This is a genomic window from Allotabrizicola aquatica (SeqCode) (assembly GCF_965194375.1).
GTDB lineage: Bacteria > Pseudomonadota > Alphaproteobacteria > Rhodobacterales > Rhodobacteraceae > Tabrizicola_A > Tabrizicola_A aquatica.
Genome location: NZ_CBDAEL010000011.1, coordinates 1 through 17,103, shown reverse-complemented (window position 1 = coordinate 17,103; position 17,103 = coordinate 1). Strand labels below are relative to the sequence as shown.

Here is a 17,103-nt window from a genome sequence, read left to right as displayed (position 1 = left end):
GTGCTTAGAGGATGAAATCGCTGTCCGTTAGGTCATACAAACCGGTCAAACGGATCGCCGTTTCCACGACGGTGTCTACGTCATTGTCGATCCAGACCATTGTGTGATCGTTGGCGGTTCCAGTAACATCAAACTTCTCGTACCGAACTTCACCTTGAGTGGTGCTGTTGAATGCCGCAGTGCCTCGCCAGATAAAGGTATCATTGACGTTCGCTGATCCTGCAAAGGCATCGATAGCACTGATGTCGATCTTGTCCTCGCCCTGTACAAAATCGGCTATCACATCCGACGCTGTCGCAGTTATGCCGGACTGTGCCACAGCGGTGAAAATGAAGGTATCGTTGCCAGCGCCCCCGATCAGCACGTCATTGCCTGCGCCGCCGTCTAGCGTGTCATTAAAGGCGGACCCCGTTAACGTATTGATCCCAGCGTTGCCCATAATGGTCAGCGCATTAGCTGCCGCGGCTGCGTTGACATTCAGCGCCGTCGTCGCCGTCGCAACGGCCGATGGGGCTGTACCCGTGCCGATCACAACCCGCTCAAGGCCCGTGTCACCTGCCGCCAGCGTCAAAGTGCCCGCTGCCGTTGCCGCAAAGCGCAGCTCGTCCGTGTCCGTGTCCGTGGTGCCGGTGTCGGTGATCTCTGCCGCCGTCTTGTCGGTCAGCAAGGTCACCAGATAGATGTCGCTGCCCTCGCCGCCATCCAGCGTGTCGATCCCAGCACCGCCGTTGATCACGTCGTTGCCAGCCCCGCCCTCGATCCGGTTCCCGATGGCGCTGCCCGTCAGCACGTCGTTGAACGCTGAGCCGGTCAGGTTCTCGATCGTCGCCAGCGTGTCCGTGCCAGCGCCACCCGTGTTCTGCGCCGTCGCCAGCGCCAAGCTCACCGTCACACCGGATGTCGCGCTCACATAGCTAGCCGTGTCGGTACCTGCGCCGCCCGTCAGGACGTCATTGCCCGCGCCACCATCCAGTGTGTCGTTGCCATCACCGCCGATCAGCGTGTCATTGCCTGCATCGCCGTAAAGGCTGTCGTTGCCACCACCGCCCGATAGCTGGTTGGCCACCGAGGACCCGAGCAGGATGTCATCGAACGTGCCCAGCATGTCGACATTCTCGATAGAGATTAGAGTGTCGAATGGCTCAGGGAAACCAACACTGTAGAACCTGCCCGCAGCTAGGTCGACAACAGCCGTGAAGGTGAAGTCGTAATCCGAAGAGAGCTGCCGACGAAGGGTGTCGATGCCTTCTCCGCCGTCAATCGTATCAGTACCAAGGCCGTCGTCGATCACATCATTGCCCGCGCCGCCGATCAGGATGTCGTTGCCAGCGCCCCCGATCAGCACGTCATTGCCTGCGCCGCCGTCTAGCGTGTCATTAAAGGCGGACCCCGTTAACGTATTGATCCCAGCGTTGCCCATAATGGTCAGCGCATTAGCTGCCGCGGCTGCGTTGACATTCAGCGCCGTCGTCGCCGTCGCAACGGCCGATGGGGCTGTACCCGTGCCGATCACAACCCGCTCAAGGCCCGTGTCACCTGCCGCCAGCGTCAAAGTGCCCGCTGCCGTTGCCGCAAAGCGCAGCTCGTCCGTGTCCGTGTCCGTGGTGCCGGTGTCGGTGATCTCTGCCGCCGTCTTGTCGGTCAGCAAGGTCACCAGATAGATGTCGCTGCCCTCGCCGCCATCCAGCGTGTCGATCCCAGCACCGCCGTTGATCACGTCGTTGCCCGTGCCGCCCTCGATCCGGTTCGCAGCTGCGCTGCCCGTCAGCACGTCGTTGAACGCTGAGCCCGTCAGGTTATCGATCGTCGCCAGCGTGTCCGTGCCAGCGCCACCCGTGTTCTGCGCCGTCGCCAGCGCCAAGCTCACCGTCACACCAGCCGTGGCACTCGCATAGCTCGCCGTGTCCGTTCCTTCGCCGCCCGTCAGAACGTCATTGCCCGCACCGCCATCCAGCGTGTCGTCGCCATCACCGCCTTGCAGGTTGTCGTTGCCGTCCCCGCCCTCAAGAAGGTCATCCCCCAAACCACCGTTCAGCGTGTCATTGCCGCCAAGACCAAGCGCCCAATCGTCACCAAATGTCCCCGTCCAGCTGTCATTGCCAGACGTCAGCGTCACAGCGTCATCGTTCACAATCGTGCCTGTCGCACTCGAGGTCCCGAGCACAAGGCCAGAGGAGGGCGTCGTCAGTTGAACCGTGAAAGTCTCATCCGTTTCTGAGAGCGTATCCCCGGCGATCAAGATCGTGATCGTCTTTAGCTTCTCGCCTTGAGCAAAGGTCAGAGTCCCACTGGACGGTGCCGTGCCGCCCACAAAATCCGCCGCACTCGCAAAACCCCCACCGCTGCCCAGCACGATCGCATAGCCGACCGTCTGCTGCTGCGAGGACGCCTCATCGAGGCTCACCGTGAAGCTGACTTCACGCGTCCCGCTGTTGCCCTCTTGGACCGAGGATGAGGTCCCGGCAATTGAGACAATTGCCGGAATGTCGATCGTGCCGTCCGCAAACTGCAGCTCCTCGATCCCCGTCAGAACGTCCGTCCCCTCGGGGCCAGAAACCGTATACACACCTGCCGCATAGCTGATCACATAAGAGGCACGGTTCCCATTGAACACTGCCGTGTCGCTGCCATCGCCCCCGGTCAGCGCATCATTGCCAGCACCGCCAGTGAGCGTGTCGTCGCCAGAGCCACCGTCCAGCACGTCATTGCCGTCGCCGCCGTCGAGCACGTCATTGTCCAAACCACCGCGAAGCCCGTCGTTGCCGGCAAGACCTGAGATCGTGTCATCGCCCCCAAGCCCGTCGATCCGGTCATCCAACTCGCTTCCACTCTGCGTGTCATTACCGGCCGTCAGAACCTCGTAAGAGAGGCTCTCCGCCGAGACTGTACCGCTGGAGAACTGGAAGAACTCGACCCCGGACATCCTATCTGTGCCATCCGCACCCGTGACTGTGAACACACCTGATGCCTTGTCGTAGACAACTGAGGTCGCTCCTTGGGTTCCGGAGAACACCACCGTATCCGTCCCATCGCCCCCAACGATGGTGTCATTGCCCGCACCGCCGGTAAGAGTGTCGTCGCCGGCGCCGCCGTCGAGGAGATTGGCTGCAATGCTGCCGGTCAGCCTGTCGCCAAAGGCCGAGCCACTGAGGTTCTCGATCGTCGCAAGTGTATCCGTACCGGCGCCAACCGTGTTCTGCGCCGTCGCCAGCGCCAAGCTCACCGCCACACCAGCCGTGGCACTCGCATAGCTCGCCGTGTCCGTTCCTTCGCCGCCCGTCAGAACGTCATTACCTGCGCCACCCTCCAGCGTGTCGTCGCCATCGTTGCCCGTGAGGCTGTTATTGCCCGCGTTCCCCGTTAGCATATTCGCCAGCGCGTTGCCGGTGGCGTTGATCGCAGTTGTCCCCGTCAGCGTCAGGTTCTCGATCCCCCCTGCCGCCGTGGTGTTCAGTGTATACGTCACAGAAGACAGCACCGTGTCCGTGCCATTGCTGCCCGCAATGCTCTCGTCCACCACATCGCCGGTGGCGTTCACAGCGTAGCTGTCATCGCCTGCGCCGCCGCGCATCGTATCATTGCCTGCTCCGCCATCCAGCGTGTCGTTGCCTAAGCCGCCCGTCAGGATGTTGTTGCCGGAGTTCCCCGTCATCGACATATCGCTCGTCAGAGCAGCTGCGTCCACGTTGATCGCAACCGTACCAGTCGTCGTCGCTGTGGCCCCCGTCCCGGTGCCGATAACAATCCGCTCGATCCCCGTCACGCCGGCCTGCAGCGTCAGCGTACTGGCCGTTACAGTTGTCAAGCGGAGCTCGTCCGTGCCATCGCCCCCAGATATCGTCTCTCCCGCAACATGGTCGCCAACCAGCGCGATGACGAACAGGTCGCTGCCCTCGCCACCCTCCAACGTGTCGATCCCAGCACCGCCGTTCATCACGTCGTTGCCCGCCCCGCCCTCGATCCGGTTCGCAGCTGCGCTGCCCGTCAGCACGTCGTTGAACGCTGAGCCCGTCAGGTTATCGATCGTCGTGAGCGTATCCGTGCCAGCGCCACCCGTGTTCTGCGCCGTCGCCAGCGCCAAGCTCACCGTCACACCGGCTGTCGCGCTCACATAGCTCGCCGTGTCCGCCCCAGCGCCGCCCGTCAGAACGTCATTGCCCGCACCGCCATCCAGCGTGTCGTCGCCATCACCGCCGATCAGCGTGTTGGCATTGGCGTCCCCGGTCAGGCTGTCATTGCCTGAACCCGTCGTCAGGTTCTCAATGCCCGAGAAGGTGTCGGTCCCAAAGCTGCCCGCCGATTGGCCCGTCAGCACTGCAAGTGACAGCGTCAGCGCCTCTGTCGCCGTCGCATAGCTCGCCGTGTCGATGCCCGCGCCGCCGATCAGGCTGTCGTTGCCGAGGCCCCCGATCAGGGTATCATTGCCTGCGCCACCATCGAGCGTGTCGTTAAAGGCGGAGCCCGTCAGGGTGTTGATCCCAGCGTTGCCGACGATGCTCAGCGCATTGGCTGCCGAGGTCGCATCGACGTTCAGAGCTGTCGTGGCCGTCGCCACGGCCGCTGCAGCTGTGCCTGTGCCGATCACAACCCGCTCGAGGCCTGTATCTCCTGCAAGCAGCGTGAGGGTGCCGGCTGCAGTTGCCGCAAAGCGCAGCTCGTCCGTGCCCGTGGTGCCCGTGTCGGTGATTTCTGCCGCTGTCTTGTCGGCCAGCAACGTCACCAGATAGATGTCGCTGCCCTCGCCACCCTCCAACGTGTCGATCCCAGCACCGCCGTTCATCACGTCGTTGCCCGTGCCGCCCTCGATCCGGTTCGCAGCTGCGCTGCCCGTCAGCACGTCGTTGAACGCTGAGCCCGTCAGGTTATCGATCGTCGCCAGCGTGTCCGTGCCAGCGCCACCCGTGTTCTGCGCCGTCGCCAGCGCCAAGCTCACCGTCACACCAGCCGTGGCACTCGCATAGCTCGCCGTGTCCGTTCCTTCGCCCCCCGTCAGAACGTCATTACCTGCGCCACCCTCCAGCGTGTCGTCGCCAGCCCCGCCATCCAGCGTGTCATTGCCAGCAAGCGCACTAATTGTGTCATTTCCACCCAGCCCATTGATTGTTTCATTCGACACCGTGCCGACTAAGGTGTCACTACCTTCGGTTGGTCCCGCCGCGACGGTGGTGAAGTCGTAGGTGCTGGTGCCTGTGTAGTTGTTGCCAGCGCTGTCCTTGATCGTGCCAGAGGCCATAACGACGAAGTACTGGGTGCTGTTGGACAGGGTCGCGGTTGGGTCGATGGTCAGCTGGTTGTCGGAGAGGGTCAGCTGGGCGCTTGTGGCCGCGTTGAAGGTCTCGACAATCGCCCCTGTGGCTGAGCCAGCACGCAGCTCGATGTTGCCAGTTCCCCGTGCGATCGTCTCGCTGAAGGTCACAACGATGTTGCTGCTAACCGCCACACCCGTGGCGCCGTCGGTGGGGCTGAAGGTCGAAACCGTGGGGGCGGTCGTATCACCGTTGGTCCGCCCGAAAAGATCACCAATCACATAGAGGCTGCCACTTGCTGCGCTTGCCGTCCCACCGCTAAGGTTCGTCGCCTGCGTCACAAAGGCCGCGGAACCGCCATTTGAAGCCATGATTGCAGCTATGACCATGTCATCCGCCGGACCCGATGGCCCGCTTGAAGCTACAATCCAATTGCCTGTCTCACGGTCCAGCACGATTAACTGAGCGATCCCACTTACGGCAGGAAGACCTTCTGCTGGCGTTGCAAGAAGGGCAACGAGGCGGCCATCTGAACTGCTGTCCATAAACCGCGCACCTTCGGGCAAACCTGCCAAATCTGGGGGACCGATACGCTGGACACTCCCCTCAGAGCTGAACAGGAATACGTCCTCTACTCCGTTGTCGTCGTTGGCCGAAAGGATCGCGGCCCTGCTGGTGAAGAACAGACCTTCGCCCGTGAGTGCAAGCGGCCAATCGGCCGACACCCAGCCACTGGCCGTGTTCGTCAAGCTCACTGAAGCAAGCTGGAACGACCCCGTCCCAATTAGACCACCCTCGACGTAAGCGCAGGTCCAGACATAAGCATCGACACGGCCGGCAGGGTCACTTGCGCCTTCGTTGCCATCCGAGCGGGCAAATGTGGCTTCGGTCGTGAAGGCTACACGGACCAAGGCACCATCTGCGCTCACCCCAGCCAGAGACACCGACGCATAAACCTCCGCACCTTCCAGTAGGCTGACCCTTGTCACCTTCCAAGTGTCAAGATCGATCAAATAGATGTCGCTCGTGGTGTTAGTGTCAAACTCCGAGAAATGGCTGCTGTCGGTCTGGATTGCCAAAAACCGCCCGTCCTCGGTGATGGCGTAGGTCTGCAACGACGGTAGGACATTCGCGCCCAGAACTCCGCCGAGAATGTTCGATTGCACGGATTGGCCGACAACGACGGATAGCTGCTCGCTGCCCTCGACTTCGTCGGTAGCGCTGTGGACGATCAAACGTGGCTCTGCTTCCGTGCCACCGGCAAAACTGGCGGACAAAATGTCTGTTTCACGCGCTAGCGCCGCATCGACCGCCACCACCTCGTTCAAGCAGATGGTGTAGGAACCTGCGGCCACATCGTAGATCCAAACGGCGGTTCGCAGGTCCGATCCGTTGGCATCGAAACTGTCGGTATAGCTTGCGCGCACCAAGAGCAGCCGACCTTCAGCCGAAAACCCCAGTGGCTCGAGATAGTGCAGGTTTGGAATGCCAACAGAAACGCGAGCAAGATCGGGCGCAGCAAGCAAGAGCAGGCTCATGCAGGTCCCCCGATCAGATCACGACGTAAAGGCTGCTGGCACCGAAGTTAGTGTCGAGGCTCGGACCAAACTGCGCTAGTTCCACCATGGCCGCGCTTCCAGAGCCGTCAGTGTCAAAGAACAACCTGTTCTGTGCAGTGTCGAGGATGAAGTGGTCGTCCAAGTCCAGCGCCATCGCTCCGGCCCGCTTGACAAAAGAGCCAGCCGAAACAAGGCCCGAAGCCACTACACCCATGTCCTTCAGATCAAAACCGTAGGACGCAAGATCAATGACCAACAGATCTTCACCCGCCTTGAAATCAGTGACCAAATCTTGAGGCCAAGCCGGTCCATTGGAGCGGAAGATAAACTGATCGCTGCCAGCTCCACCGGTCAGGGTATCAACGCCGCCTTGGCCATCCAGAATATTGTTGCCGGTGTTGCCTTGTAACCGGTTCGCACCAGAATTGCCGGACAAGCTGGCATCTGATATCCCCATCAACTCGCCGTTTTCGATATCGCTAGGCAGGACGATGTCTAGGCTGGATCTGATAGTATCAATCCCGCCAGCATCAAGGATCAAATCAAGCGTGTCGCCCAGTACATAGATGTCGTTACCAATGCCGCCTTCCAGCGTGTCCCGGCCAAGGCCGCCAGACAACAGATTGTTACCTGAATTGCCCACCAGAAGGTTGTCAAGTGAATTGCCGCCGGCTGTCCAGTCACCGCCTTCCTGCAGATACAACCTTTCGACATGTGCCGAAAGCGTGTAACTACTAGTTGCCCGCACACTGTCGATCCCTTCGCCCGACACTTCGACCACCTCGTCAAAGCGCGAGTCGACAAAGTAGAGGTCATCGCCCGCTCCACCGAGCATACGATCAATATCCACACCGCCATCGAGCGTGTCATCACCTGCATGCCCAATAAGAACATCGCGTCCAGCAAGGCCGCGCAGTTGGTTGTCCATCTCGTTTCCGGAAAGGCTGTTGTCCAGCGCGTTTCCAGTCAGATCGATGGCAGGGCCAGATTGGGCCAGGAGGTTTTCAACATTGGCAGGTGCCGTTATGCTGACTGCTGTGACCACGCTGTCCTTCCCACCTGCGCCGCCGGAAACAACCTCAAGAACCACATCCCCAAGATTTTCGACGATGTATATGTCGTTGCCCGGACCACCACTCATGGTGTCGGTGCCCGTCCCACCATCGAGGTAATCATTGCCGCTGGACCCGTCGAGATGGTCATTGCCGCTGCCACCGACCAACGTATCTTCGCCCAGCCCACCCAAAAGGCGGTCGCTGCCCGCGTTGCCCACAAGCACATCGTTGCCTGAATAGCCATACAACGTATCAGGCCCGATGCTGCCATAAAGAGCATCATGTCCAGCGGTTCCCTGCGTCGAACCGGCTTCGCCCTGCACCTCCAAGCTCAGGCTCCATTCGGCTAGCGCGTCCTGTGAATCGCGGGCCTGAACGGTTAGCGCACCAATTGGTCCATTCACATTCTCTGACAGCGCAAAGCTCAATCGCGCCATCTGGTCCAAAGTCAGCATTTGACCGACTGCCAATACCTGTCCGTCCAAAAGGACGCGCCCCAATGCCGGTAGAGCGACGACGCGAACATCGGTGAGCTTAGTTTCTGGATCAGACGGGCGGGCCAGATCAAGTGCCACCTCTGACTGACTTGGAAACTGGATAACTAGCTTGCTAGACGGCGTCGCAAATCGCGGCGCGTCATTAACCGCATCAATGTAGATCCGCAGTCCGGTTTCAGCGGCCACGCCATCTTCGTCTTGCGCAACAAAGCGCAACAAGCCAGCATCGCCATTGGCATCGCCTGCAGTCTGATAATGCAGTTCCTGCAGGTCACTGGCAGCTATCTTCGACCCTACGGAAAGCGTATTGCCCGCCTTGTCCAGTAGTGTGCCAAGTATAGGCACCTCGAGGATTGTCACTTCGACCATCGTTCCTTCGGGATCAACGGGTACTGTCAGGCCAAGGTGCACCAGACCAGAATCCTCGGCCAATACAAGCTCGCGCGGATACTCCATGAGCGGTGCCTGATTATCTCCGAACTGAATGGTCAGCATTTCGGTGGCACTCTGGCCAAAGGAATCTGTGGCCGTGACCAGCAGACGGATCTGGCCGAGCATATCCTCGGGCGGAACACCAGCGATCTTGCCGGTTTCAGGATCATATCCCAGCCAATCAGGCAATTCGCCACCTGACGCTGCGGTAACGGTAAACTGCAGCGTCTCCTCGGCACCGCCGTCGTCTCTGAAAGCGTTGTCCGGCAAGTCATAGTAAAGGCCCATGCCCCTGCCCGCGATCACCGGCGTATCAAAGACCGAACGGTTGGCAATCGGGGCAGCGTTGCCCGTCTGCTGCGCCAGATTGATCTCACCATCCGTAAACATCAGCCGTTCAATTCCCGACAGCAGGTCGCTCCCGTCATCGCCGTTCGCCGTCTTCACATCAATGACTGACAGCAGCCGCGTCATCGGATTCCATGACAGACGGTAGCCCGCCATTGTATCGCCATACCGCGCCACATCGGCCCCGTTCCCACCAATCAACGTGTCGTTGCCCACCCCACCTTCCAGCACATCGTCACCACCACGGCCGTTCAGGCGGTTTGCAGCAGCATTTCCGACCAACCGGTCATCGCCGCTGCCACTTGTTGCGTCTTCGATCACTGTCCAGTTGTCGATGCGATGCCCGACGCCATTGGCGGCAATTTGGCGACCTTCAAGATCGATCATCATATCATGATGCACAGGTGCGGCGTTGATGTGGTCGTTACCCCGCTCGTCCGAAAGCACGCCAGGCGCGACATCAGCAAAACCCTCGTCGGTGAAAATATAAACGTTGTTGCCATCTTCATCCTCGCCATAGACGCGCAGCGACAGGCTAGACAGGGAGCCGGTTTCTTCGGCACGCAGGTCGTGGACTGTGATCGTCCATTGACCGGCAGAATCTTCACCCCAGAACTGCACTGACGAGAAATCCCAAAGTAGGTGCGTCGGCACACCGCTATCATCTCCGGTCAGGCCGAAGGGCTGTTCGGCATTGACGGTCGGGCGGTTCATAAGCGTCGAAACTGTGCCGTTAGGCGAAGTCAGTTCGATCACAAGATCACCAAGCCGTGTATGCGAGAGGTCAATGCCCAGTTCCACATGTTCGACGCGCAGCGAATTTGCGATCGTGAAGGTCTTTCTCCACACGCCAGCATCGGGAATGCTGGTATTCATACCAAAGGACCTTGCAGAGACGACGCGCTCATTGATCGCGCTGTTAGTCTCGGTCCAGGTCTCGGCTAGCGCAACAGCAGCGGCAGCATCAACATGTCCGAAGCCACTAACATCGTTGAACCGAAGCCCCCCGAGGTTCCAGTCCGAAGCACCGTTGGTCTTCCAGTCCTGAACTTCCGAATGTGCGGCCGAATAGGCGAGAATCTTCTGAACGTCACGGTAGCCGAGAGACGGATTCGCCTCTAGCATTAACGCCACGACACCAGAGACAACCGGCGCGGCTGCCGAGGTTCCGCTGAACGTTGTGTAGTTGCTCCCGCCGGCCAGACCAAGACCTGGTTCGTGCCGGTCGGTCGTCAATAGGTTCACCCCGTAAGCACCAACGAGGACATTGGCTCCGGGTGTGGTGAAAGATGCGCCGCTTCCATCTTCATTTACGGCACCGATGGTGGCGACTTCGCGCGCGTTCTGGAAGTTGAAGTAGTTGGTGTTCATGCCATGGGCAGAGGAATTCCCCGCCGAGAACACGAACACAGTCCCCTTGCCCTCTCGGCCATCCTCGACCCCATTGCGCAAAGCTTCATAAGCGAAGGTCAGGCTGCTGCTATTGAAATTATCCGAGAAGGGCGCAATGGCCCCCCAGCTGTTATTGCTGATGTCGAACTGGTGTTGCAGCCCTAACGCTTCGGTGATTTGTTCCCACGTCCATTTCACGCGAATCGAGGCGACTTCGGCATCTGGGGCGACACCGACGATGCCGGTTTCGTTATTCGCCTCAGCCACCATCAGTCCTGCAACAGCGGTTCCGTGAAAATCTCCGAAGGGAATGGTGGGGAAGGGGATCTTATTCTTACCGTCGTTGGTATTGCCGACCGTGTCATAGCTGTTGCGATAGTCGATCTGGCGCATCAGATCGGGGTGCGATGTGTCGATCCCGTCGTCGATCATACCGATTGTGACGCCAGCCCCGCTGACCTGCCCGTCGACCCTGTCCAGTCCGAGTTTTGGCAAATACCACTGAGCGCTTCGCAGGGGATCGGCTTCGCCACTGTACAACTCACGCATCCGGACAGTATAGGTCCCCGTCGCGCCCGCCCCACCGCCAACATCAAGGTAGTAAGTACCGCTCACAAGGGGCGCCACTTGAAGCCTCGCATCGCGCCCTGCACCACTGTCGTCGTCGCTGGCGATCTCAACACCCTGTTCGTTAAACAGGCGTAGGGTGGCATCCAGCAGGGTACCGCCCGCGCCATCGCCATCCGCCAGAACGTCAAGGACATATACCTTGCCTGCCTCCAACGACATCCGGAGCCAGTCTGAATCGCCCGCATAGTCGATCCGCCCTGCAATAGTGCGGCCAGGCGCGACGCTAACACCGGAACGGCTATCGCCAGAGATGTCGTCGGCGGGAAGGCTGATAGCGTCCCGCAACTGGGTGTTCAGAATATATGTCCCAGTATTTCCACTGAGTTCGGCAGGTGAAACCTTCACGTAATATCGACCGGTGTCGAAGACCGAAATCACAAGATCGGTACGGCCCATTTCGGGATCGAACAGTCCACTGCTAACCAGTTGTCCCGCCGCGTCCAGCAATGTGAGGTTGGCCTGCGCCAAAGTGCCAATACCATCCGCGAAGCCCTTGACCGAAAAATCGTACACCTGACCTTCGGTCAGGTCGATTGCAAAGAGGTCACTGTCATCCAGATTGTCGATCTTGCCGGCAACATTCTCGTTCACTGCTAAAACGCCGTGGCGATCAGAATCATAATCCGACACTCGGTCAGGGCTCTGATCCAGTTCGTCTTGACCAAGGTCGGTGACACGCAAACGGTATTGGCCGGTCTGCAATGTATCGTCTGCTGAAACGGCAATGCGCATAGCACCATCGCTTGTCGCCGTGAACAGTGTACTGTCAAAAAACGACGCAGTGCCGTAGTCGCGCACAATCTCAACCGCCTCACTGCCATCTACACCGGTCGGGTGCCATGAAAGACCTAGTCGGCCCGACGCAAGCGGTGCAGTAGTGCCATCGCGCACGGGGATAACCTCGATCCGGTAGCTGTGGTCCTTCTGAAGCACGACATCGAAGCTGTCAGTGTCTTCAGCAAGGCCAAGGCGCGCCGTCGCTTCGGCCTTCGGCACAGTGGCATCGCTATCGAATGCCAAGGCTACCACGCCATTCGCATCTTCGTCCGAAACGTCACCCGTGCTTAGAGTGGCGTTGTAGCTGCCTGTCGCACCGGCCCCGTCGATCACGCGGGCATGGTATGTGCCCGCACTTGCTGCGCGAAACATCGCGGTGGCATTGCCGTTGACGGTTTCTAGGCCGTCGGCAAGTGCGACCATACGGCCAAGCGCGTCGACGATTTCGACCATCGGTCGGCTCAGGGTCGAACCCTCCGCCATCTGGACACGGAAAGACAAAACCTGCCCCTGCTGCGCCTCGAACCGGAACCAGTCCTCGTCCATGTCGGTGGCTAGGCCCATACTGTCAAAGGCGCGCACCCCGAAATCGCCGTCAGACCACTGGATGGCACCATCTACCGTTGCATTCAGCACCATGGCACTAGCATCGTCACGTGTGTTGCCGTGGTCATCCGGCGCGCGCACGACAAGTCGGTAGCTGCCCGTATCGGTAGCGCCGTCAGCGGCGCGTGCTACAAGGAAATAGGTCCCGGTCGTAACTGGGGCAAAAAGGGTGGCCGACTCATTTGCCAAAAGCGTATTGTCTATGCTTCGCACCAGAGCGCCACCAGCATCACGGATTTCCAGGAGCGGGTCCGATAGCGTTCCATTGCCACTGCTTGACCCTTGCAGTCGAAGGACATAGTCTTTACCGCCTTCAAAAGTCACGCGGAACCAGTCCTGATCGTGGTGGGTCAGAAGCGTTCCGGTTATCGCCTGACCAGGCAAGATATGGCCAGCAGTTGATAAGTTTCCCGCATAATCGTCGGCAGGCAGATCGCGCTGCACAACCTGTACGCTGTATGTCCCCATGCCACGATCGCCGTTGGCTGAGGCCTCAATATAGAAGACGCCGCTCACACTTGGGCTAAAATACAGTTGGGAATCATTGCCCACACCACCATTTGCATCGAAATCGACCAAACGCCCAGCAGCATCGAAGATGCGTAGATGCGGGTCGGTCATTGTTCCAGCGTGACCTGCCATTCCCGCCAGACCAATCTGATAGACTTTTCCGACCTCCAGCGTGACCTTGAACATGTCTCGGTCGCCTGGAATGCCAATCTCGCCCGTTCTGCTGGTGCCGATGACGATCGACGCAGCACCGGTCATGGTGCCTTCAAAATCGTCAGCCGGTGCAAGACCAACCTTCAGTTGATAGGCACCCACAGCAAAGCGGAAGGCACTTTTTGCCTCGATAAAATAGACTGCGTCAGCTGCGGGGCGGAAATAGGCTCTGGGGGTCAACGAGCCCCCAAAATCATCGACCTGCGCGATGATAGAACCATCTTGGCTTCGGATGAGAAGTAGCGGATCAATCAGCGGGTCCAGTTGCGCACCGTCCGAGAGGTCGCCCGCCAATTCGATGACATAGGTCTGGTTCTTGCTCAGGCCAACTTCGAACCAGTCACTGTCGCCACTGAATGAGATCAGGCCTGAAACTGGGCTACCGTTCGCTTCAACGCTGCCCTCCGTTTGCGAGCCACCAGCATAGTCGTCCACGAGCGTTGAGCCATGGATCATGTAGGTGCCCTTCGAGGCATTGCCGAAGGCGCCTGCGTCTAGGAAATACCAGCCAGAGTCCGGTGCTGCAAATGTGATACGGGAACTTGTGCTGTCTCCGTCATTGTCACCTTGCGATACAAGGATACCGGTGGCCGAGCGCAATGCCAGAAGCGGATCGACCAGCGTGCCGCCTCCGCCAGCGCTGCCCAAGGCACGGAAAGTGTAGCTAATACCCTTATCGAGCCAAACGCGGAACCAATCATGATCTGTCAGCGCATTGATTTCGCTTGATACGGCAAAGCGCTTTGCACTTCCCCATTCCACCCTTTCGGTAGTCGAGACGTTACCAGCGATGGTATCAAGGCTTTTTTGCGTCAGAGTCCAAGAGCCGGTCGACAACCCTGCAACATCCGACACCGCAAGGAAATACGTGCCCGTGCTCAGAGGGCGAAAAACTATACTGTCATCCAGCCCCGCCGTGTTCACACTGCTGTTGATACCGTCAAGGATGTGGCGTCCAGCATCGTCCATCAGCCGCAGCTTTGGATCGACAAGTGTGCCTCTACCAGAGGAAAGGCCGGCTAGGCTGAATTCATACTTGGTCCCAGCAATTAGCTCGGTCCCGATCCAGTCGCTATCGGCTTTGGTGCCTATGTAACCACGGATCTCGCCCATTTGCGGGTCAAGCGTCGCATTGGTGGCGATGCTGCCCGCGTAATCATCAAGATATCGTAGGGTGAAGGCGTAGTCAGTCTGACCCTTGTTAATGTTGGCGTCGGTGTAGATGTTGGCCTGGAAAACAATCTCGCCCCCAGAGTAAGGACGAAAGCCTTCACTTGTCTGAAAACCGGGAAGCCATTTATTGCCTGCCTGCATCCAATGGTAGTAAACATGGTATACTTCGCCGTTCACTAGAGAACGGAAAGCAAGTTGCTGTCCGGTGGCCGCATCCCAGAAACTGAAATTCCATCCGCCACCTGTCTGCGAAGACGCCTCCAGCGCTAGGGGGGAATTAGGAACCAGCGTCGCCCTGAAGACATCGGTATCGACCGAATAGCTCTTGCTGCCCGAAATCTGTTTATCATAGGCGACATCGGTCAGTCGCGAACGGTCGGCTAAGCCGAAGAACAGCCCGGCGTTGTCTGGCGTATCATCCAACTGCATGGGCAGGCCGTCGGCGAACTTCAGGTTCATCACGCCCGACAATACGTCGGTGCCATCGGCCAGCGATCCGCGCGCATGTTCAATCGTCAGTTGCGCGCCGTTACGGGTGAAGTTGTAATCGGCGCTATTGCCGCTCAGCACAAAGGTGTTAACGTTGCTGACCGAGTCATCGCCCTTGCCGCCCCGGAAGGTTTCTACCCCAGTGCCCTGGAAGCTGTCGGCCTCTTGAGTGCCGATGATACTGATCCCGTCCTTGAGGTACTTCTTTCCTGCGCCTTCGAAGCTAAACCCATCAAGCTGCTGCTGGGTCACCAGCAGCGTGGCATTACCCTGGTTGATTGTCTCGACCCCAGTCAGCGTCGCTGCTGTCAGGTCAAGATACGTGTTGCTAGACAAGTCGAGGCTGTCCTCGCCGGCTCCGCCGTCGATTGTCGCGGCGAGTCGTGAGCCACTGAAGCGAATTAGGTCATCACCGGCACCGGCGGTAAGGGTAAAGATCTCATCCGAATCGATAAGGATCCGGTCGCCACCTTCGCCAAGCCAGAGGCTGTCGAAACGGGTAAGGCGCTCGATGTTGGCGGTGATGCTGCGGGCGTCGATTTCGCCCCAGGTACCTTCCAGATACTGGTAGCATCTTGACGCTGCGCTGCCCTGAAGGCTGGCGAATGATATATTGCCGCCGTCGCCCGCCAGTACCAAGCGGATCTCACTATTTGGAACAACACTCTCAAATTCGCGCCATTGTGCGGCAGACATTGATAGATGACTGTAGTTAAGATTTGAAAGGATCAGCCGCTCAACCGAAACGAGAGCGCCATCGTTGATATTGAATCGCTGACCGTAACTGCCGTAGCGGATTTCCAGCGTGTCTGTGCCGGTACCACCGTCAAGACGATCGCTAGTATAGCTCGAAACCCAAGCGTCGGGCATTTCAGACGGAAGCACGACGATTCGATCATCACCCGCCCCGCCACCGATTACATCGTTTCCGCTGCCACCATAGAGAGTGTCATTCCCGTCTCCGCCCAGGATCGTGTCGCTTCCGCGACCGCCTGCAATGACATTGGCATCAGCGTTGCCGGTCAACATGTCATCGTTCTTCGTGCCGAAAATCTGCGTGCCATCAGGCGCATTAACCAGATCGGCACCAGCGAGCCGGACTTGCGCATCGTTGCGCAAGGTCAGGCCGCCTTGCAGGGTGAAGGCGGTCGAACTGCCCACAAGCTGTACAGCCACTCCATCGATGCTGGTCATTCCGGCCAGTTGGTCACCACGAAGTATGATGGTTCCGTTGCCTTTCAGGTTTTCAATTCGGTTGATTGTAGAACCAGTTAGGTCCATCCCGTCCGATACGACCAGCGTGTCAGACCCATCGCCGCCGTCAAGGGCATCGCGTACCAGTAACTTATCCGACACCACGAGCCGATCATCGCCTGCGTCCCCGAACAAGGCATCAACACCACTACCCGAGATCAGCAGGTCATTACCCGCACCTCCGCGGAGCAAATCGTTTCCATGCCCCCCTGCATAAGTGTTGTCAGCGGCATCACCGACCAATCGGTCATCGGTCGGTGCGCCGATTAACCGCAGGTCGACATTGCCATAAGCGTATCCATCGGCGGTATAGCGTTGGCTGTAGACTCCCCATGATGAGCCGTCCTGCCCATGGGACATCCACGTCACCACCCAGCCGCCGTCAGACAACGCAGTAACCGCAGGGGTCTGCTGATCACCACTGACGAAGGAGTTGACCCGGAACTCGGCGCCACTAACCGCACCGTCAAAACCGTAGCGTTGACCATAGATACCCCAAGACGAGCCATCTTGGCCGGCAGAATGCCAAGTCACCACCCAGCCGCCGTCAGACAACGCCGTTACTGAAGGACTTGCCTGGACGCTTTGGACGTAGGTATTGACTCGGAACTCGGCTCCACTCGCAGCACCGTCCAAACCGTAGCGTTGGCCGTAGATTCCCCAGTCAGAGCCGTCCTGCCATTGGGACATCCAAGTCACTACCCAGCCGCCATCGGACAATGCAGTGACTGAAGGGGTCTGCTGATCACCACTGACGAAGGAGTTGACCCGGAACTCGGCGCCACTTGCAGCACCGTCCAAACCGTAGCGTTGGCCATAAACGCCCCAGCCAGAACCGTCCTGCCCATGGGACATCCAAGTCACCACCCAGCCGCCATCGGACAACGCAGTGACTGACGGGGTCTGCTGCTCACCACTGACG

Annotated in this window: 2 protein-coding genes; both read right to left on the bottom strand. The window is 59.0% G+C overall.

All coding sequences use genetic code 11. The annotated features are described in order from the left end of the window. Positions 1-4: 4 nt before the first annotated feature. The gene (locus AC72UB_RS12050) at positions 5-6,784 is read right to left on the bottom strand and encodes an Ig-like domain-containing protein (RefSeq protein WP_505190003.1); all 6,780 of its coding nucleotides are present in this window, start codon (positions 6,782-6,784) and stop codon (positions 5-7) included. A gap of 13 nt (positions 6,785-6,797) precedes the next feature. Beyond that, complete coding sequence (locus AC72UB_RS12045) at positions 6,798-17,036, bottom strand: S8 family serine peptidase (protein ID WP_505190042.1); 10,239 nt, start codon at positions 17,034-17,036, stop codon at positions 6,798-6,800. Positions 17,037-17,103: the final 67 nt, after the last annotated feature.